This window comes from Clostridium beijerinckii, assembly GCF_008705175.1.
GTDB lineage: Bacteria > Bacillota > Clostridia > Clostridiales > Clostridiaceae > Clostridium > Clostridium beijerinckii.
Window position 1 is genome coordinate 2,059,657 of the sequence record NZ_CP043998.1, and the last position, 18,043, is coordinate 2,077,699.

18 protein-coding genes and 1 pseudogene are annotated in these 18,043 nt (G+C 29.1%); 14 read left to right on the top strand and 5 right to left on the bottom strand.

Annotation, left to right across the window (positions count from 1 at the left end; all coding sequences use genetic code 11):
* Positions 1–148 precede the first annotated feature (148 nt).
* From F3K33_RS09360 to F3K33_RS09390, 7 genes are all read left to right on the top strand, one after another.
* Positions 149–409 (top strand): ground-like protein, encoded by a 261-nt coding sequence (locus tag F3K33_RS09360; protein ID WP_077723653.1) that lies wholly within the window; start codon positions 149–151, stop codon positions 407–409.
* A 193-nt stretch (positions 410–602) separates the two neighbouring features.
* Positions 603–1,313, top strand: coding sequence for a pseudouridine synthase (locus tag F3K33_RS09365; RefSeq protein ID WP_012058121.1), 711 nt, complete (start codon positions 603–605; stop codon positions 1,311–1,313).
* Positions 1,314–1,537: 224 nt separating this feature from the next.
* The gene (locus F3K33_RS09370; RefSeq protein WP_012058122.1) at positions 1,538–2,434 is read left to right on the top strand and encodes a MurR/RpiR family transcriptional regulator; all 897 of its coding nucleotides are present in this window, start codon (positions 1,538–1,540) and stop codon (positions 2,432–2,434) included.
* 106 nt (positions 2,435–2,540) lie between these two features.
* The gene (locus tag F3K33_RS09375; RefSeq protein ID WP_039771856.1) at positions 2,541–3,872 is read left to right on the top strand and encodes a CCA tRNA nucleotidyltransferase; all 1,332 of its coding nucleotides are present in this window, start codon (positions 2,541–2,543) and stop codon (positions 3,870–3,872) included.
* 266 nt (positions 3,873–4,138) lie between these two features.
* Entirely contained in the window at positions 4,139–5,170 is a 1,032-nt protein-coding gene (locus F3K33_RS09380) for an FIST signal transduction protein (protein ID WP_023975049.1), read from the top strand.
* 14 nt (positions 5,171–5,184) lie between these two features.
* Positions 5,185–6,144, top strand: coding sequence for a methyl-accepting chemotaxis protein (locus F3K33_RS09385; RefSeq protein ID WP_023975048.1), 960 nt, complete (start codon positions 5,185–5,187; stop codon positions 6,142–6,144).
* A 235-nt stretch (positions 6,145–6,379) separates the two neighbouring features.
* A complete protein-coding gene (locus F3K33_RS09390; protein WP_012058126.1) occupies positions 6,380–6,649 on the top strand; it encodes a late competence development ComFB family protein in 270 nt (89 codons plus the stop codon).
* An 87-nt stretch (positions 6,650–6,736) separates the two neighbouring features.
* Here the strand turns inward: F3K33_RS09390 and F3K33_RS09395 are convergent, their stop codons facing one another.
* Together F3K33_RS09395 and F3K33_RS09400 are read right to left on the bottom strand one after the other, a co-directional pair.
* Positions 6,737–7,531: a TPM domain-containing protein gene (locus F3K33_RS09395; protein WP_023975047.1), complete on the bottom strand. Its 795-nt coding sequence runs from the start codon at positions 7,529–7,531 to the stop codon at positions 6,737–6,739.
* The gene (locus F3K33_RS09400; protein ID WP_039771858.1) at positions 7,528–8,094 is read right to left on the bottom strand and encodes a LemA family protein; all 567 of its coding nucleotides are present in this window, start codon (positions 8,092–8,094) and stop codon (positions 7,528–7,530) included. The genes F3K33_RS09395 and F3K33_RS09400 overlap by 4 nt, the downstream gene beginning before the upstream one ends.
* A gap of 282 nt (positions 8,095–8,376) precedes the next feature.
* Here F3K33_RS09400 and F3K33_RS09405 point away from each other — a divergent pair, with 282 nt between their 5' ends.
* Positions 8,377–9,297 carry a magnesium transporter CorA family protein gene (locus tag F3K33_RS09405; protein WP_023975046.1) on the top strand — a complete coding sequence of 307 codons (921 nt, stop codon included), beginning with the start codon at positions 8,377–8,379 and terminating at the stop codon, positions 9,295–9,297.
* 77 nt (positions 9,298–9,374) lie between these two features.
* Here F3K33_RS09405 and cax read toward each other — a convergent pair whose 3' ends face one another.
* Positions 9,375–10,421, bottom strand: a complete 1,047-nt coding sequence (gene cax / locus F3K33_RS09410) for a calcium/proton exchanger (RefSeq protein WP_023975045.1) — start codon at positions 10,419–10,421, stop codon at positions 9,375–9,377.
* A gap of 298 nt (positions 10,422–10,719) precedes the next feature.
* Here cax and gloA point away from each other — a divergent pair, with 298 nt between their 5' ends.
* Both gloA and F3K33_RS09420 read left to right on the top strand, forming a co-directional pair.
* On the top strand, positions 10,720–11,097 hold the full coding sequence (gene gloA, locus F3K33_RS09415) for a lactoylglutathione lyase (protein ID WP_039771861.1): 378 nt from the start codon (positions 10,720–10,722) through the stop codon (positions 11,095–11,097).
* A gap of 177 nt (positions 11,098–11,274) precedes the next feature.
* A complete protein-coding gene (locus F3K33_RS09420) occupies positions 11,275–13,308 on the top strand; it encodes a penicillin-binding transpeptidase domain-containing protein (protein ID WP_039771862.1) in 2,034 nt (677 codons plus the stop codon).
* 137 nt (positions 13,309–13,445) lie between these two features.
* On the opposite strand, the gene F3K33_RS09425 is transcribed toward F3K33_RS09420, so the two are convergent.
* Positions 13,446–14,795 carry a [Fe-Fe] hydrogenase large subunit C-terminal domain-containing protein gene (locus F3K33_RS09425; protein ID WP_039771863.1) on the bottom strand — a complete coding sequence of 450 codons (1,350 nt, stop codon included), beginning with the start codon at positions 14,793–14,795 and terminating at the stop codon, positions 13,446–13,448.
* 247 nt (positions 14,796–15,042) lie between these two features.
* Between F3K33_RS09425 and F3K33_RS09430 the strand changes: the two genes are divergently transcribed.
* Positions 15,043–15,399, top strand: a complete 357-nt coding sequence (locus F3K33_RS09430) for a hypothetical protein (protein ID WP_023975042.1) — start codon at positions 15,043–15,045, stop codon at positions 15,397–15,399.
* An 80-nt stretch (positions 15,400–15,479) separates the two neighbouring features.
* On the opposite strand, the gene fba is transcribed toward F3K33_RS09430, so the two are convergent.
* Positions 15,480–16,346, bottom strand: coding sequence for a class II fructose-1,6-bisphosphate aldolase (gene fba, locus F3K33_RS09435; protein WP_012058135.1), 867 nt, complete (start codon positions 16,344–16,346; stop codon positions 15,480–15,482).
* Positions 16,347–16,850: 504 nt separating this feature from the next.
* Here fba and F3K33_RS09440 point away from each other — a divergent pair.
* The 3 genes and pseudogenes from F3K33_RS09440 to F3K33_RS09450 form a co-directional block, all read left to right on the top strand.
* Positions 16,851–17,348, top strand: a complete 498-nt coding sequence (locus F3K33_RS09440) for a CarD family transcriptional regulator (RefSeq protein WP_012058136.1) — start codon at positions 16,851–16,853, stop codon at positions 17,346–17,348.
* Between the two features lie 143 nt (positions 17,349–17,491).
* A complete protein-coding gene (locus F3K33_RS09445) occupies positions 17,492–17,647 on the top strand; it encodes a zinc-ribbon domain-containing protein (protein ID WP_012058137.1) in 156 nt (51 codons plus the stop codon).
* A gap of 123 nt (positions 17,648–17,770) precedes the next feature.
* Positions 17,771–17,953 (top strand): annotated as a pseudogene (locus F3K33_RS09450) (DsrE/DsrF/DrsH-like family protein); the annotation flags it as partial.
* Positions 17,954–18,043: the final 90 nt, after the last annotated feature.

An 18,043-nucleotide genomic window follows, 5' to 3' on the forward strand; every position in this document is an offset into this window, starting at 1 on the left:
AACAAAATATTTATAGATTTTAAATTAGTGAGAACCATATGAAGTAATGATACTTGTAGATGGTTCTCATATTTTATTTAAATCATAAAGAACAAAAAATATATGTATCGAATAGAATATATTAACAAAAGAATAGGAGATGATCAACATGTCTAAACATTCTAATGATTGTTGCTGCTGTAAATGTAATTCTTGTTGCTCTTGTAAACCTAGTTGCTGTAACGTTTGCGGATGCGGCGGCGGCTGCGGAGGATACGGTGGATACGGTGGTGGATTTGGAGGCTACGGCGGCGGCTTTGGAGGCGGCTTGGGTTGCGGAGGCGGCTTTGGTGGCTGCGGAAGCTGGCTTTGGATTTTATTAATTTTATTCCTTGGTGGCGGAGCAGGTTGCGGAGGATTTCTCTGGTAATTTGATTAATCATAAGGAGTACAATTTAAAAGTAGCCTTATAATTAGATAATAGAAACGCTGGTGACAGCGTTTCTATTACTTTACTATTCAAATAAAAATAATTAGAAAGTTGTATTATATAAGTGAAAAAGATATAATCTAAAATGTAAAAGTATAAATGTATTTATATGCTAAATGGAGTGATTTAAATTATGGAAGAAAGATTGCAGAAATATCTCGCAAATTGTGGAGTAGCTTCAAGAAGAAAATGTGAGGAATTAATAATTTCAGGAAAAGTTAAAGTAAATGGGGTTATAGTTAATGAAGTAGGAATAAAAGTAGATCCATTAAAAGATATGATAGAATATGATGGAAAGGAAATAAAAAAGAAAGAAGATAAAGTTTATATAATGCTCAATAAGCCTGAGGGATATATTAGCTCGGTTAAAGACGAAAAAGGCAGAGATACTATTTTGGATATAGTTAAGGTGAATGAGAGAATATATCCAATTGGCAGATTAGATTATGATAGCTCAGGATTATTGTTATTAACAAATGATGGGGAAATTTACAATAAAATAATCCATCCAAGGGTAGAAATAATAAAAAGGTATGTGGCGGTAGTTAAGGGAGAGATAACTGATAAAGATAAGATGAAGTTTGAAATAGGTATAGATATTGGAGGGTATATTACTGCTCCAGCTGAGCTTAAAGTTATTAGTTATGATAAAGGCGTTTCGACTATTGAGATTGGTATTCATGAGGGAAAGAACAGACAAATAAGAAAAATGTGTGCTGCTATACACCATGATGTATTATCTTTAAAAAGAATATCTATAGGGGAAATAAAACTAGGATATTTAAAAAGAGGGGAATATAGAAAGTTAAACAAAGAAGAACTAGATTATATTAATAGTTTATAGAAAATAACTAATCATAATGACAGATAAAGGAAATTTGATTGTACATCATTAATAAATTAAAGTAAGATATTGATTTTAAAATATAATACGTAATGAAAGTAGCTTGATAAAATATTGCAAAATTTTAATATGCTCTGTGAAAAACAAGTTATTTGTTGAATATTTAGAAATAAGATGATAGAATTAAGATAATATTATTCAATGTTGTAACAGGAAGGCAAAAGATGGATGAAGTAAATAATGAAAACAGTAAAGATTTAATGAGATTAATTCAGGGAAAATTTATAAGGCTAAGTAAAGGTCAGAAATTAATAGCTGAGTACATATTAAAAAATTATGATAAAGCAGCATTTATGACGGCAGCCAAACTAGGAATATCTGTTGGAGTTTCTGAATCAACAGTTGTAAGATTTGCGATTGAGCTTGGCTTTTCAGGATATCCTAAATTGCAAAAAGCATTACAAGAACTTATAAAGAATAAGCTAACAACTGTACAGAGATTAGAGCTTAGAAATGATTATTTTTCTGATGGAGATGCATTAAAAGGTGTACTAAAAGCTGATATGGAAAATATACGTGCAACTCTTGAAAAAATTAATCAAAACACGTTTGAAGACGTAGTAAAGGGGATTTTTGAGGCAAATAGAATATACATAATTGGTCTTAGAAGTTCTACTGCTCTTGCGGAGTTTTTAGGGTTTTATCTAAATATAATACTGCAAAATGTTAAAATTGTAAGTTATGGAATTTCAGATGTATTTGAACAAATGATAAATGTAGGAGATGGAGATTTAGTTATAGGAATTGGTTTTCCTCGATATGCTGCTAAAACTATTGATGCATTAGAATTTTCACAAGATAGAGGAGCCAAAGTGGTTGCTCTCACGGATAGTTTACTATCACCTCTTGCGTCTAAAGCTGATCACACATTAATTGCACAAAGTAATATGGCATCATTTGTAGATTCTTTAGTTGCACCTATGTCGGTAATAAATGCACTAATTATTGCAGTAGGAATGCGAGAGAAGGAAAACATATCTGATATTTTTGGTAATTTAGAACAAATATGGCAGACGTATAATGTTTATTCTTATAATAATAGAAATGTTGCAGATGATTAAAATTCTAGTAAATAGAGCTGTTCTCAGATGATTATGAGGGCAGCTTGTTTTTATTAGATAAAGATAAATTTATTTTGATAAGAATGATAAGTTTAGAGGTGAAATATTGAATAAAAATATAGAGATGCCTAAAAATGTTGCATTAATCATTGATAGGTTATTAGAAAATGGATATGAGGCTTATATGGTTGGAGGATGTGTTAGAGATTGTATTCTAGGAAAAGAACCTAAAGACTGGGATATAACAACTAATGCTAAGCCACTAGAAGTAGTGGAGTTATTTGATAAAGTTATATTAACTGGATTAAAGCATGGAACAGTTACAGTAATGTTAAATAAAGAGAGTTATGAAATTACAACTTATAGATCAGATGGTGAATATGAAGATAATAGACATCCCAAAGAGGTTAAGTTTGTGAGTTCTTTAAAGGAAGATTTGGCGAGAAGAGATTTTACCATTAATTCAATGGCATATAATAATATAAGTGGATTAGTAGATTATTTTAATGGGATAGAGGATTTGGATGAAAAGGTAATAAGAACTGTAGGTGAACCTAGAAAAAGATTTGGCGAGGATGCATTAAGAATGCTTAGGGCAATTAGGTTTTCTGCCCAACTAGATTTTACTATTGATAGGTTAACACTAAATTCAATAAAAGAACTTAAAGATAATATAAGAAATATATCAAAAGAGAGAATAAGAGAAGAATTTAATAAGATATTACTTAATAATCCAAGAAAAATAGAAATGTTGAGGGAATGTGGAATTTTAGAATACATAGTTCCAGGAATGAGCAAAATCTATAATTTTAATAAAAACAATTCTTGCCATTCACATGATTTATATAATCATGCAATTATAGCAACTGAAACTGTAGAATCCCAGATATATTTGAAATTGAGTATGCTATTTCATGATTTTGGAAAGGCTTGCACAATAAGAACTGATGAAAATGACAATTTGCATTGCAGTTCTTATTCAAAGGAATCCTCAAGAATAGCCAATGAAATATTAAAATATTTGAAATATGATAATAATACAATTAATAAAGTTACACTTCTTATACAGTATCATGACTATAGGATGGATAATAAAGTATCTATAAAAAAACTATTAAGAGAAATAGGTATAGATCTTTTTAAAGATCTAATTAAGATTAAGCGAGCGGATATACTTGCTCAGGAGTCCAAAAACTCTAAAAAACATTTAATAAATTTAGATGAGGCCGAAAATATTCTTAATAAAATAATTGATAAAGATGAATGTTTTACTTTAAAAAATTTGAAAATCAATGGTGGAGATTTATTGTCTTTAGGATTTAATAAAGGAAAAGAAATTGGTGAAATCTTAAATCATTTGTTGGATATTGTAATTGAAGATCCTAAATCAAATGAGAAACAGGAACTAATTAAATTAGTTATGAAACGATGGAGATAAAATTTATTAATATAGAATATGTTAATGATCAAAAGATATAAATTCAAATTAAGCGCTGCTCATTTTGAATTTATATCTTTTATTTTAAGTTTTTTTAATTTGTATATATAAATATTTAAGTTTTTATTTAGTTAAATCTATACAATAAATTTAATTAATGAGAGAATAATTGTGTGATTGTATTTTGTAGAAAAATTGGATATAATTATAGTGAAAATTGAGAAAATTTTTACATTTAAGAAAAAATTAAGGGTGGGGATAAGATTATGAGAGAGTTAATGTTTTCAAACGTACAAGAAGCGTCAAATTTTATAAATAATAATTCTAATATAGGATTTGTTATATTTTCAAATGTAGAAAATGTTACAGAATTATCAACATTAGTATCTTCAAATGTTATACTTTGTTCTACGTCTGGAGAGTATGGAAGAAATGGTTATGAAGATGGAGTTATTTCTGGATTTCAATATGATATTTGTGATGGTGAAGTTGTAGAGATACTTTATCCACCAATAAAAAGTGTGAATAATTTAAAAGGTGCTTATGAAAAAATTAAAACTAACAAGAATGCTTTTTCACTTTTATTATGCGATGGCCTAACTGGAATGGAAGAAAGTATTATAGGTACCCTCTATTTTGTAGATGATAATTTTAAAGTCATAGGTGGAAGTGCTGGAGATAATCTTAAGTTTAAAGAAACATTCATATTTATAGGTAAAAAGCGTGTTCATAGTGTAATGATTTTCTTTAATACAAAAAGAAGAACTACTATAATAAAAGAAAATATATATATACCAATGGGACAAAGACTATTAGTAACTGAAGCCGACCCTATAAGCAGAACGATAAAGACATTCAATAAAGTTCCAGCTAGCATTGAATATGCAAGAGTTTTAAATGTAAAAGAAAGTGATCTTTCTAATTATTTTATGAATAATCCTTTAGGAAAAATGTATGAAGATGAAATTTTTATATCTTCTCCTATGAAAGTAAACCCAGACAAATCAATCACATTTTATTGCCAGGTTATGTCGAATACCTTTGTTGAGGTTCTAAAACCAGTTGATCCAATAAGCCAAGTAAGAAATACAGTTGAGAAGATTGGATTTAAACCTAGCTTTATGTTGTCAATAAACTGTATATTAAGAAGTTTGAAGTTTCAAGAAGATAATATTTGGAAAGCAATAGATAAAGAACTACTTTCATTCTGCCCTAATACTGCTGGATTTGTAAGCTATGGAGAGCAATTTTATAAAAAACACGTAAATCAAACTATGGTAATATTAGCAGTTGAATAAAGGGGGATATTAATATGTTTAAATTTAAAAGCAAGGAAATAAGCACTATACAAAATCAAAATGAAGTTAACAGTAATGAGAAAGAAGAATGCTTCCTATATGTGAATGAAGTTATGGAGTTAACATCTATAATAGAAAATAATATAAAAACAGTTATTAATGAAGAAGGAAATATGACGTACGGGCTGGATAAACTTCTTAAAGGTACTGAATATACGACTAAGCAAACAGAAAATGTTAATGAATATTTACAGGTTTTATCTAACAATAGTGATAAGACAGAAAATCTTGTACAGGATGTTTTTCTTAGTCTTGATAATTCTCAAAAAGAAATAGATAATGCAAGAAATGATTTTAATGAATTAATAAATCAGGTCGGCACAGTTTCTAAGGTTTTTGATGAATTTATCAATTTAATTTCAGAGATACAAAATCAGTATAACAGTATTCAAGGCTTTGCTAATATTATAAATGGAATTGCCCAGCAAACAAATTTATTATCATTGAATGCAGCTATTGAGGCAGCTAGAGTTGGTGAAGCTGGAAAAGGGTTTACCGTTGTAGCTAATGAAATAAAAAAACTTTCTGTTGATACCCAGAAAAATGCTAAAGATATTATGAATTCTTTAGATGATTTGACAAAATCAATGGAGGAATTATCTAGTAAATCTAACGAAGGAACTGAAGTTATAAATAAAACAACTAACATTATAGAAGGGTCTTCGTCTATACTAGATAAAATAATAGATGCTGAATCAGAAGTATATAAACATGTACAAGGAGTTCAGGACTCTCAAAAGAATAATTTACATGGAATAAAGGAGATATCAGTAAATTTAACTAATTTAGTTGAGAAATCAAGAACTGAAAATCAGCAATTACAAAACCTAGTATATAGCATACAGAAAAAGGGTGATTGTTACCTAGACATACTTAATTATATAAATCAAATTAAAATCCTTAAAAAGGAATAAATGCTGTATAAAATATTTTTACATAGTGAGTAAACTAACAAGCATAAAGCAATAAAAGATGAGTTTAGTAGAGCTCATCTTTTATTATTTTAAATACAGATAAATGATTTTATAAGGGTTAAAATATTCTAAGATTAGTGATATAATTGTTCTGTTAGAAAATTGTGGTACAATCTCATTGTCAGTGGTAAAGATTAGATAATGCTTAAGACTTTAATATTAAGGAGAAAACATAATGGAGAATGTTATTAATTATATGGAAATATGGGTTAAGGAGTATATGGAAATCTTGTTAGCCAAAACAGATGGATGTAAATGCGATAAATGTAAAAGGGACATCTTCACACTTTCTCTTAACAATTTAAAACCATACTATGTGGCAACACCTTTAGGAAAGATAATGGCCAAAATAGAAAGTACTAAACAACAAGTTGAAACTGATATAATAGTACAAGTTACAACTGCGATAAATAAGGTTAGTAATAACCCTAATCATGATAGATAAACATCTCGGGAAAATATTACTACTGATATTAAGAAAACTATAAAATATCGTTTAGAAGAATACCTTTATTTTATGGTTTGGGTGGTTCTACCAGTTTCCACTAGAGCCACCACCACCAGAAGAGCCACCACCGAAGCCACCAAAACCTCCTCCTGATGATCCACCTCTGGGACCACGGCCTCTAAAGATGCTACTCCAGAAAATAATCTGAAGTAGTGAAAAAGAAATTCTACCTTTATTAAAGATAATATCTAGAAATAGCAGACCTAGAATTATACTTCCAAACACCTTAGTTCCGGTATTAGATTTAATAGTATTTGTATTTTTTTCCGAGATATTTAATGATTTATCCAGAGTGATATTATACTCTTTTGCTATATAATCGCAAAAAGTACTATAAGAATTAAGTAGACCTTCACCATATTTTCCTTCTATAAAACTAGGCTTAGCAACTGATTCCATGATTCTGCTACTTAAAACGTCTGGAATAGCACCTTCAAGTCCACGGCCAACTTCAACTCTCCATGCCCTATCATTTAACGCCAAAAGAACCAATAAGCCGTTATCTTTACCTTTTTCTCCGATGCCCCATGATCTAAAAAGAGTATTAGCATAGTCTTCAATAGGTATATTATTAGTTGAGTTTATAATAACTACAACAGCTTGTGCGCCAGTTTTGTCTTCTAATTCCTTTCCTATAGAGAGTATGCCATTCACCTCAGTCTCGCTAGCTATATGTACATAATCATTTAAATATTTGTAAGATGTAGGAGAAGGAACTTTAATTTCAGCACTTGCTGAAATGAGGAAAATTGAAGAAACAACTAAAAGAAGAAAGCTTAATAATGAATTTAAAGATTTATGTATTAATTTTTCTATCATTTTGTAAAATCTACTGAAGGAACCTCTTTTGAGCCTTCGCTAGCTTTATAGAGTGGTTTCTCTTGGAAACCAAATAATGAAGATACTATATTACTTGGAAAACTTCTTCTTTTAGTATTATAATTTGTTACAGCAGTATTATAATCCTGCCGCGCTATTGCAATTCTATTTTCTGTTCCTTCTAACTGGACTGATAGATCTCTGAAATTCTGATTAGATTTTAATTCTGGATAATTTTCAACTATAGCCAATAGTCTTGAAAGGGAACTGGAAAGTTGATTATCAGCATCAGCTTGATCCTGTATATTTGTTGCACCAGATAATCTGCTTCTTGCATTAGCGATATCAGTAAATATGGATTTTTCTTGTGTAGCATAACCTTTAACTGTATTAACTAAATTAGGAATTAAATCCGATCTTCTTTGCAATTGAGTGTCAATATTTGAAGATGCAGAATTGGCAGTCTGTTCTAAAGAAACTAGATTATTATAACTACTTATAGGAATACCTACGACTATCAAGATTATTACCACAATTATTGCTATTTTTGTACTTTTTCGCATTAAAAAGCCTCCCTTCTAAATTAATTATATTATGTGCAGAAATATAAATTTTATATAGTAAACTAACCATATAACAAAATTTAAAATAATAATTCAAAAATTACAAGTAGCTTTAGATTAGTGATTTGGAATTAAATAAGGAGAATATTTATGATGTTAAAATTTAAGTATCATAACGATAAACGAATTTTAATTAACGAATCATTATGAAGTTTAAGGATATGATGAAATGATTATGATAATATGTTAAAATATAATAAATTTATACTTAGGAGATTAAAAATGGTCTATGTTTTAGAGAATGATATATTACAAAGTGATAAAATGGAAAGTATTACAACAAATAATAATAAATTATTTGTTGTTGTCATCAAATTTGATGAACTTAAATCAGTTTCGGACATCCTCAATATAAACGAAAAATTATTATATGATTGTATGAATGGAAGAACATCTAAATTTGAAAGTTATGAAGGTCTAGATTACATATCTTTAAAGATTCCTATAATTAATAATGTATTAAAACAATCAAAAAAAGTAAGTATGTTTCTTCAGAAAAACGTACTTGTATTTATAAGTGATGGAAATGATATTCTAGAAGAGGTGATTTCTAAGAGTAAAACGGGTGAGATTAAAGGATTGAATCTTAGCAAGCTTTTATATGCATTTTTTGATAAACTTACATTTGAGGACACTTATCATATTGAAGAACTTGAATATGAAATTGCAGCACTTGAAGAAGGCTTAATGACTTCAAAGAATGATAATTACTTAAAGAAGATTATTATGTTGAGAAAAAAATTATTAAAATTGAAGAGGTATTATGAAAGATTATTAAATATTGCAGAATCTATAGAAGAAAATGATAATGGATTAATTGATAAAAAAATAATAAGATACTTTAGAATGTTCACTAATCGTATTAATAGACTATATCAGAATGTGAATAATCTTAGAGATTATGTTACTCAAGTAAGGGAAGCATATCAAGCTCAAGTTGACATAAATCAAAATCAATTAATGAGGTTATTCACGGTGGTCACGACTATATTTTTGCCACTTACTCTTATAGTAGGGTGGTATGGAATGAATTTTAATATGCCGGAATATGGTTGGAGTTATGGATATCCCTTTGTGATTTCAATAAGTGTCAGCGTAGTTGTGTTATGTGGTGTATGGTTCAAGAAAAATAAGTGGTTATAAAAATAATACCTCATAATTTTATAAATAAGAAATTATGAGGTATTGCATTAAAATGGAATTAGATTATTTTTTGAATTTTACAAAATAAAGAATGATGCGGCAACTATTAAATAGACAGCAAGGAGTTGAACTCCTTCCAACCAATTTGATTCTCCATCGTTGGAAACTCTATTAGCTATTAATACAGCAACAATAAGGCCAATCAGTTCAAATTCATTGAAAACAATACTCATAGGAGTGAATAATAAACTTAAGAATATTAATACTGGTGCTACAAATAATATAATTTGCAAGCTTGAGCCAATAGCTATTTCCAAAGCAACGTCCATTTTATTCTTCATTGCCATTACAACAGAAGTACTATGTTCAGCGGCATTTCCTATAATAGGGATTAAAATAATACCAACGAAAAATTCACTAAGTCCTAAGCTTGAAGTTATAGATTCTATTCCACTTACCAAGAATTCACTTTCTATAGCTACTAGAACTGTAGCAATAACTAATACAGATATTGCTTTTTTTAATGTCCATTTAGCACTACCTTCTTCTTGATTAGAAACTGTATAAATATCTTTGTGAGTGAAGAATGAAAAAATAAGACTTAAAATGTAAATAGAAAGCATTACTATTGCAACTATTATACTTAACCCTTCATATCTAGTATTCAAAAGAGTTGGGTCCACAGTATGGGTAAATAAAGCAGGTACACACAAGCCAACAACAGCAAATAGTAACATACTTGAAGAAACTTCAACTACTTTTTTGTTAAAAGTCTGAGTTTTATGTTTTAGCCCCCCAGCAAGCATGCTAGCACCAAGTACTAACAATATATTGCCGATTACAGACCCAGCTATAGAAGATTTTACAACATCAAAAAGGCCTTCTTTAAGAGCAAAAAATGATATTATTAGTTCTGTTGCATTTCCGAAAGTGCCATTTAAAAAACCGCCAATCTTAGGGCCTGAGTAGAATGAAATTTCTTCAGTTGCTTCACCCATAAGTCCTGCTAGTGGTACTATAGATAATGCTGCAAGTATAAACATTATTGATGGAGATACATGCATAACAAATTCTGCTATAAAGCTTATTGGAATAAAAATAAGCATATATTTTAGTAATTTCATGAAATATTGCCTCCTTGATAATTATTATAAATTTGTAACTTCAATTAGTGTTTAATAAATACATCATAATATTATAAACTATAATTTGACATTATGCTATATTTTTCTAATTATGAAAATAGTTAAAGGTAATTTTTACTTTATTTTAGGAATAGGAAACTATTTTATTATTTGCATTTTATGTGGTATATTAATATAAGAAATTAGTGTATATAAATGCAAAGTAATGTTGTATAGAGAAATATATACTATTGATGCAAATGAATTATAAAATTATTTAAATTAAGGAGGAACTGAAATGTCAGTAAAAATGTTGCATACTTGTATTAGAGTTAAAAATTTAGAGGAATCTTTAAAGTTTTATAGAGATGCACTAGGTCTTATAGAGACTAGAAGAAAAGATTTCCCAGAACATAAATTCACCCTTGTTTATTTGTCAAATGAGATGGGGGGATATGAAATTGAACTTACCTATAATTATGGTGTTGAAAAATACGATTTAGGAAATGGATTCAGCCATACTGCAATAGGTGTTGAAAACTTAGAAGAAATGAGAGACAAACATATAGAACTAGGATACGAAGTTACGCCTTTGAAAGGATTACCAGGAGAAAAACCAGGATATTATTTTGTGACTGATCCAGATGGATATAAAGTAGAAGTTATACGAAGATAATACTTTTATGCTTGAAAAATAAGTGAATTATATAAATATATATTAGATTAAGAGAGATTGCGAAAATATAAAAGTAGTCTCTCTTTATATTTTAATAATGTGGAATTCGAGATGTAAAGATATACATTTATATGGTATAATTTACTGATAGATTTAAGATAGAGAAGGTTGGATTTTATGGATAAAAAGAAAAATATTTATATATTAATTGGTGCAGGAATAGTAGTAATTCCATTTATTATTAGTTTAGCTGCTTTCTTTTTTTACAATAAGACACACAAACCGGAAAATAAATTACTGGAGTACTTTAGCTTATTAAATTCAAAAGAATATGAAAAAATGTATGATTTGGCAGATGGTGAAATTATACAAAAGATGTCCAAAGATGATTTTATTACAAGGAACAAAAATATTTATGAAGGTATTGGTGCTAGTAATATTGAAATCTATGTAAAAAATGTAAAAAAAGATGGTGATAAAGCTACCGTAGATTATGAAACCAGCATGGATACTATATGTGGAAAATTAGAATTTTCAAATAGTGCAACTATGAGTAGGAAGATTGGAAAGGATTATGCTTTAATGTGGAATTCTCAAGCAATATTCCCGGACTTAGCTTATAGCGACAAAATAAGGGTTAAAATAATAAAATCTAAAAGAGGAGACATATTAGATAGAAATGGAGTTAAACTGGCAACAGATTCTTTTTCATCTAACGTTGGAATTGTTCCAGGAAACTTAGGTGAAAACAAAGATAAATCAATTGATGAAATTTCAAAAGTATTAGGGATAACTGTTGATTATATAAACAGTCAACTAAATGCATCATATGTTAAACCAGATATGTTTATTCCGGTAAAGGCAATACCATATGGTGATGAAAGAATTCCGAGCCTTCTTAAAATTCCAGGAGTTAAAATTAATGATAAAGATGCAAGAGTTTATTCTCTAGGAGAGCAGGCAGCACATCTAACTGGATATGTGCAAGCTATAAATGCTGATGAATTGGATAAACATAAAGATGAGGAGTATACTGAAAATTCTATAATTGGTAAATCAGGGCTTGAAAAAACATACGAAGATACATTAAGAGGAATTGATGGTGCTGAAATATATATTCAAAGTATTCAGGGCGAAAAGAAAAAATCAATTATAACAAAAGATGTTAAAAACGGTGCGGATTTAAAATTAACAATTGATAGCAATCTACAAAGCTTATTATATAGTCAGCTTGGTAGTGATAAAGGAACTTCAGTTGCTATGAATCCTAATACAGGAGAGGTTTTAGCTTTGGTTAGTACACCAGCATTTAATCCAAATGATTTTGTTTTGGGCATGTCAGGTGATGAGTGGAATAGTTTGAATAATGATCCTAAAAAACCTATGTATAATAGATTTCAGGCAACATTAGTGCCTGGATCTTCCTTTAAGCCAATTACTGCGGTTATTGGTTTAGATACAAAAAAGATAGATCCCAATGCAAATAAAAATATAACTGGCCTTAGCTGGAAGAAGGATAGCAGTTGGGGAAATTACTCAGTTACAAGAGTAAGCGATTATAAAGGACCGTCAAATCTATCGAATGCACTTGTTTATTCTGATAATATCTACTTTGCTCAGGCAGCGTTAGATATTGGAAAGGATATACTTAGAGATAAGTTAAATAGCTTTGGATTTGTTGATAAAATTCCATTTGAATATCCATTATATAATTCACAATATTCAAGTGATAAGGATTTTAAATCTGAGGTACAACTAGCAGACAGTGGGTATGGTCAAGGTGAAGTTTTGGTAAATCCTGTGCATCTAGCAGCGCTTTACACTATGTTTCAAAATGAAGGAAATATATTAACACCATATCTTGTGAAAAAGGATAATTCAGATAACAAAGTATGGAAAGCTAATGTTGTGTCAAAAGACTCAGCTAATACGGTACTTCAAGATTTGATACAAGTAGTAGAAAATTCAGGTGGGACAGGTCATGGAGCTTATACTAGTGGGTTAACTATAGCTGGAAAGACAGGAACAGCGGAGATAAAAGCATCTCAGGATGATAATAATGGTACAGAATTAGGATGGTTCGTTGGGATGACCACTAATAAATCTCCCAATAATCTATTGGTAGTAATGATGATTGAAGATGTTAAAGATAGAGGTAGTAGCCACTATGTAGTTCCTAAAGTAAAAAAGGCTCTTGAAACTGTAAATTAGTAAGATTAACAATTGCAATTCATATATGAAATGGCTGTAGATTTATACAGCCATTTTTTAGTAAAATATACTATAAATATTTATGTTAATTAGCATTCAGATGAAATTATAGATTAAGAAGTCAAAATAAAATTAGGTTAAAACTCACGTTCAAAAATACTTACTTTTTCATGATCATGAAAGTCATCTATTGAATTTATACCAAGTTTATTTAATACCTCATCAAGTACTTTACTATGAACTGGAACCTTTATAGGTGAATCATAAGCAAATTTATCGGCTGATTCCTTACCTTGTTCTGTAGGAATTATTGCTTTAGGACCACCAACACATCCGCCAACGCAGCCCATTCCTTCTAAGAAGTTTGCATCAACATTTCTATTTAGAGCGTTTTCAAGAAGTTCTTTGCAATCTTTTACTCCAGAGGCTTTTGCAGCTTTAAAATACTTGTGCTTTTCAGGGAAAAGTTCTTCAACTGTTTCTGATACAGCAATTGAAACGCCACCACTGCGGGCGTATAATCTTCCGCCTCTAGAAGCGTACTCAACAGATGGTACACCATCCAAATCACTAGGCTTTATGTCTAAAGTTCTGAATACTTCGTCAAGCTCTTGAAATGTTAATACAAAATCTACTGCATCGTTTAAATCCTTATCTTTAGCTTCAGCTTTTTTTGCAATACATGGACCTATAAAAACTACTTTTGCATCGGAATCAAGACTTTTTATCATTCGTGCAGCAGCAACCATAGGTGAAACCGATGGGGATAAATCAGGAACAAGTTCCTTGTAAACTTTTCTAAGCATTCCTATCCAAATAGGGCAGCAGCATGAAGTAATCATCAAGTCTTTAGGCCCATTCACATGTTTATCAAATTCAACAGCTTCTTTTATTGTTAATACGTCTGCTGCAAAGGCAACTTCGATCATATCAGTAAAACCTATTTTTATAAGAGCAGCCCTGATTTGATCCATAGTGACCTCAGCGCCAAATTGCCCGCTAATAGCAGGAGCAACTGCAGCAAAGACTTTTTTATTGTTCTGCATTAAATCTAAAACGGGAAGAAAATAAACTTTATCTAATATTAATCCATGCTTACATGAATCCACGCATACACCACAATTTAGACATTTATCGTTATCTATGTATGTTGATCTTTCTTCTTCATCATAAAGAATGGCATCAAAAGGACAAGCAACCTGACAGCTAAATTTACCGTCTTCATTTCTAGGACATGATTCATTACAGCCTTTAAGTTTTTCAATTAATCTTGTATTAACTGTATATTCTGTAATTGCTTTTTTTAGATTATATACATAATTATTATCGAACTCCATATCAACTCCACACAACGATCTAATAATCTCAAAAGTTTCTTGTGGAGACTTTTTGTGACATACCATAATACGTTTAAGAGTTTCATCAAAATTACCATTGTAATATGATTTAACTAACTCATCGAATAAATCATTATATTTATTATTCATTAAGACACCTCCAAATTGCAAAAATATCTATTATATATTATTATATATTTATTTGCATATATTAATACTAAAATTCAGCATAAGTTAAATTAAAATAGAAAAAAATAAGAAAATGGAAGGAAAAACAAATATAGATGTAGAAGTAATATTTAAAATACAGTTAATAAATTTTATATTAATCTTGAATTTTATTCAATGTAAACGTATAATTAAATTTAAGTTTTATTCTTATTGGGGAGATGTAAAAATGTTTATTTATATATTAAATATTTTAAAAGATGGGGCAAGGAAAAATAAAATTGAGGGGTTATCAAACATTGAAATTATTAATGATACAGGTTGCATTTCGAGGTTAGCAAATATCAAAAGAGGTTCTAATCTTAAAAGTTTTAATAGTGAAATAGGAGATATTGTAGGAATTTTGGATAAATATAAATTGGATAGAAATGATAGAATTGAGATTTTGAGTAAGTTTATAGTTGATAATGACTATAATAGGATACTTGAAAACATACATGACAATTTTTATATTAAAAAAAGAGAAAAAGTAATTATAGATTCAATATCAATACTAGAAAACATATTTATAAAGGCATTGTTTTAGATAAAGAGGGAAATTTGATTGAAATACTAATTTAAAATAAAAAGGAGCACTAAATATAGTGCTCCTTATATTCAATGAAATTAAGCTCTGTTTACTGAACCGAATAATTCCATTTTTTCTTTAACTGTAGCTTTGATAGCTTCGAATCCAGGATTTAATAACTTTCTTGGGTCAAATCCTTTTCCTTCTAAATCTTTTCCAGCTTCAATATATTTTCTAGTAGCTTCTTGGAATGATAATTGGCATTCAGTATTAACATTGATCTTAGCTACTCCAAGAGATATAGCTTTCTTTATCATATCTTCAGGAATTCCAGTACCACCATGTAATACTAATGGCATAGAAGTTCCAACAGCTTCTTCAATTTTAGCTAATGCTTCAAAATCTAATCCAGCCCAGTTTGCAGGGTATTTTCCATGAATGTTTCCAATACCAGCAGCTAACATAGTAACTCCTAATTCAGCTATTTGCTTACACTCATTTGCATCAGCAACTTCACCTTTACCTATAACTCCGTCTTCTTCTCCACCAATTGAACCAACTTCTGCTTCTAAAGAAAGTCCTTTTTCATTAGTTATAGCAACTAATTCTTTAGTCTTTTCTATATTTTCAGCTATTGGATAATGAGATCCATCAAACATGATTGATGAGAATCCAGCTTCGATACATTTTTTTGCACCTTCATAGCTGCCGTGATCTAAGTGTAAAGCAACTGGTACAGTAATGTTTAATTCTTCGATCATTGCTTTAACCATTGCAGATACAGTCTTATATCCTGTCATATATTTTCCAGCACCTTCAGATACACCTAAGATAACTGGTGAATTATTTTCTTGTGCAGTTAATAATACAGCTTTAGTCCATTCTAAGTTGTTGATGTTGAATTGACCAACTGCATATTTTCCTTGTCTAGCTTTGTTTAACATTTCTTTAGCTGATGTTAACATTTTACGACCTCCGTATACTTGTATATTTATTATAATAACTATAATAGCTTAGGAAAAATGATTTATGTACTTTACACATCAGTTTTTCCTTTTTCAAACTTATTATACTCTAAAATTAACTATATGAAAACAATAAATTGAAAAATCTGCTTCTTTTAATAAAACATATGTATCTTTATACGAAATTTACATAATATATATTTAGATAATAAAAATCTTATTTTATGAAAGAGTGGTAATATGTAGAATTTAATTAAAAAAAGGACTTATGTAGAGAAATGATGGTACGGATAAAAAATGCTAAAAGTTAGATTTATATTTTGAAATAAGTACCATACTAGAAAGTAAAAACTTTTTATAACTACAATGGTCATAAGATGAGTAGGCATTTTAAAATGAACTTTTAGAGCGCTTAATTTTATATGTATTATCTAGATAATTACAATATTAAAATTTTATATAATTTAGTTTTATTAATTCTATTACATGTGAGGAGGTCATTTTTTGTTTAACATAGGAGATAAGGTTGTATACCCAAGTCAAGGAATAGGAATAATTGATGTTATTGAAGAAAAGGAACTCAAAGGTGAGAAAATAAAATGTTATATAATACACTTAATTAATAATACCATGAAATTAACTTTACCTATTAGTGCAGCAAATACATTCAATATAAGGTTAGTGAGCGATATTAAAACATTAGAGAATAGTTTAAAACATTTGGATAGATTTATGACAGAAGCAGAAAAATTTTCTAAAATTAATTATAAAGAAAGAAGGAATATAAGTAAAATAAAAATGAAATCAGGCACATTTGATGAATTTATTGAAGTTATCTTTGATTTAACACAATTGAAAAGATGGCATAGTTTAAATTCAAGTGAAAAACAAATGCTAAATCATATAAAGAAAATTGTAGTAGAAGAGATTGCTCAAGCAAAATGTTTAACAAGTGATGAGGCTTCTGAGTTATTGGATATCTCAATGAATTTAAAAAGTTAAGTTAAAAAGTTTGCTATTTTACTGAAGTATGTTATAATGAATATTGTAAATGAAATAAAAGGTTTTTTATAGATATGTAAATTTCTCCTTTAGAGAATTATATGAATCAATATATTAATCTTTAGTTAAAGGAGGAACTTTATATGACAGATAAGACTTTAGTATGCAGAGATTGTGGAGAAGAATTTGTTTTCACTGTAGGGGAACAAGAATTCTACCAAGAAAAGGGATTTACTAATGAACCTACAAGATGTATATCTTGCAGAAGAATTAAGAAGGAACAAAATAATAGAAGATAATATTATTTTATTAAGAGTTGTAAGATTTTCTTACAACTCTTTTTTTATTCTTTAGAAATTTATATTCCAATAAAATTTATGGATAACTTAAAAAAAGTTGCCTAGATAGTTTTTGCGTTTTAAGTTGATAGATTAGAAACATTAATAAGAAATGCTATAGATATGGGAGTTAAGGTGGGAGCGTGTTCTATGAGCATGGAGTTAATGGGGATTAAAAAAGAAGAATTTATTGATGGGGTTGAAATTGGTGGAGTTGCTTTATATTTAGGATCAACAGAAGGTTCTGGACTAAACTTGTTTATTTAATTAATAATTGTTTGTAATATAAATATTTCATAGACTTGGTAATTAATAATTTCACCAAGTCTATTTTTTATTGTTTGTTTTTACAATGAT

Excerpts from the sequence above, each read along its gene's own strand:
- F3K33_RS09360 (WP_077723653.1), top strand. The coding sequence starts at position 149 with ATGTCTAAACATTCTAATGATTGTTGCTGCTGTAAATGTAATTCTTGT.
- F3K33_RS09365 (WP_012058121.1), top strand. The coding sequence starts at position 603 with ATGGAAGAAAGATTGCAGAAATATCTCGCAAATTGTGGAGTAGCTTCA.
- F3K33_RS09370 (WP_012058122.1), top strand. The coding sequence starts at position 1,538 with ATGGATGAAGTAAATAATGAAAACAGTAAAGATTTAATGAGATTAATT.
- F3K33_RS09380 (WP_023975049.1), top strand. The coding sequence starts at position 4,139 with ATGAGAGAGTTAATGTTTTCAAACGTACAAGAAGCGTCAAATTTTATA.
- F3K33_RS09385 (WP_023975048.1), top strand. The coding sequence starts at position 5,185 with ATGTTTAAATTTAAAAGCAAGGAAATAAGCACTATACAAAATCAAAAT.
- F3K33_RS09390 (WP_012058126.1), top strand. The coding sequence starts at position 6,380 with ATGGAGAATGTTATTAATTATATGGAAATATGGGTTAAGGAGTATATG.
- F3K33_RS09395 (WP_023975047.1), bottom strand. The coding sequence starts at position 7,531 with ATGATAGAAAAATTAATACATAAATCTTTAAATTCATTATTAAGCTTT.
- F3K33_RS09400 (WP_039771858.1), bottom strand. The coding sequence starts at position 8,094 with ATGCGAAAAAGTACAAAAATAGCAATAATTGTGGTAATAATCTTGATA.
- F3K33_RS09405 (WP_023975046.1), top strand. The coding sequence starts at position 8,377 with ATGGTCTATGTTTTAGAGAATGATATATTACAAAGTGATAAAATGGAA.
- cax (WP_023975045.1), bottom strand. The coding sequence starts at position 10,421 with ATGAAATTACTAAAATATATGCTTATTTTTATTCCAATAAGCTTTATA.
- gloA (WP_039771861.1), top strand. The coding sequence starts at position 10,720 with ATGTCAGTAAAAATGTTGCATACTTGTATTAGAGTTAAAAATTTAGAG.
- F3K33_RS09420 (WP_039771862.1), top strand. The coding sequence starts at position 11,275 with ATGGATAAAAAGAAAAATATTTATATATTAATTGGTGCAGGAATAGTA.
- F3K33_RS09425 (WP_039771863.1), bottom strand. The coding sequence starts at position 14,795 with ATGAATAATAAATATAATGATTTATTCGATGAGTTAGTTAAATCATAT.
- F3K33_RS09430 (WP_023975042.1), top strand. The coding sequence starts at position 15,043 with ATGTTTATTTATATATTAAATATTTTAAAAGATGGGGCAAGGAAAAAT.
- fba (WP_012058135.1), bottom strand. The coding sequence starts at position 16,346 with ATGTTAACATCAGCTAAAGAAATGTTAAACAAAGCTAGACAAGGAAAA.
- F3K33_RS09445 (WP_012058137.1), top strand. The coding sequence starts at position 17,492 with ATGACAGATAAGACTTTAGTATGCAGAGATTGTGGAGAAGAATTTGTT.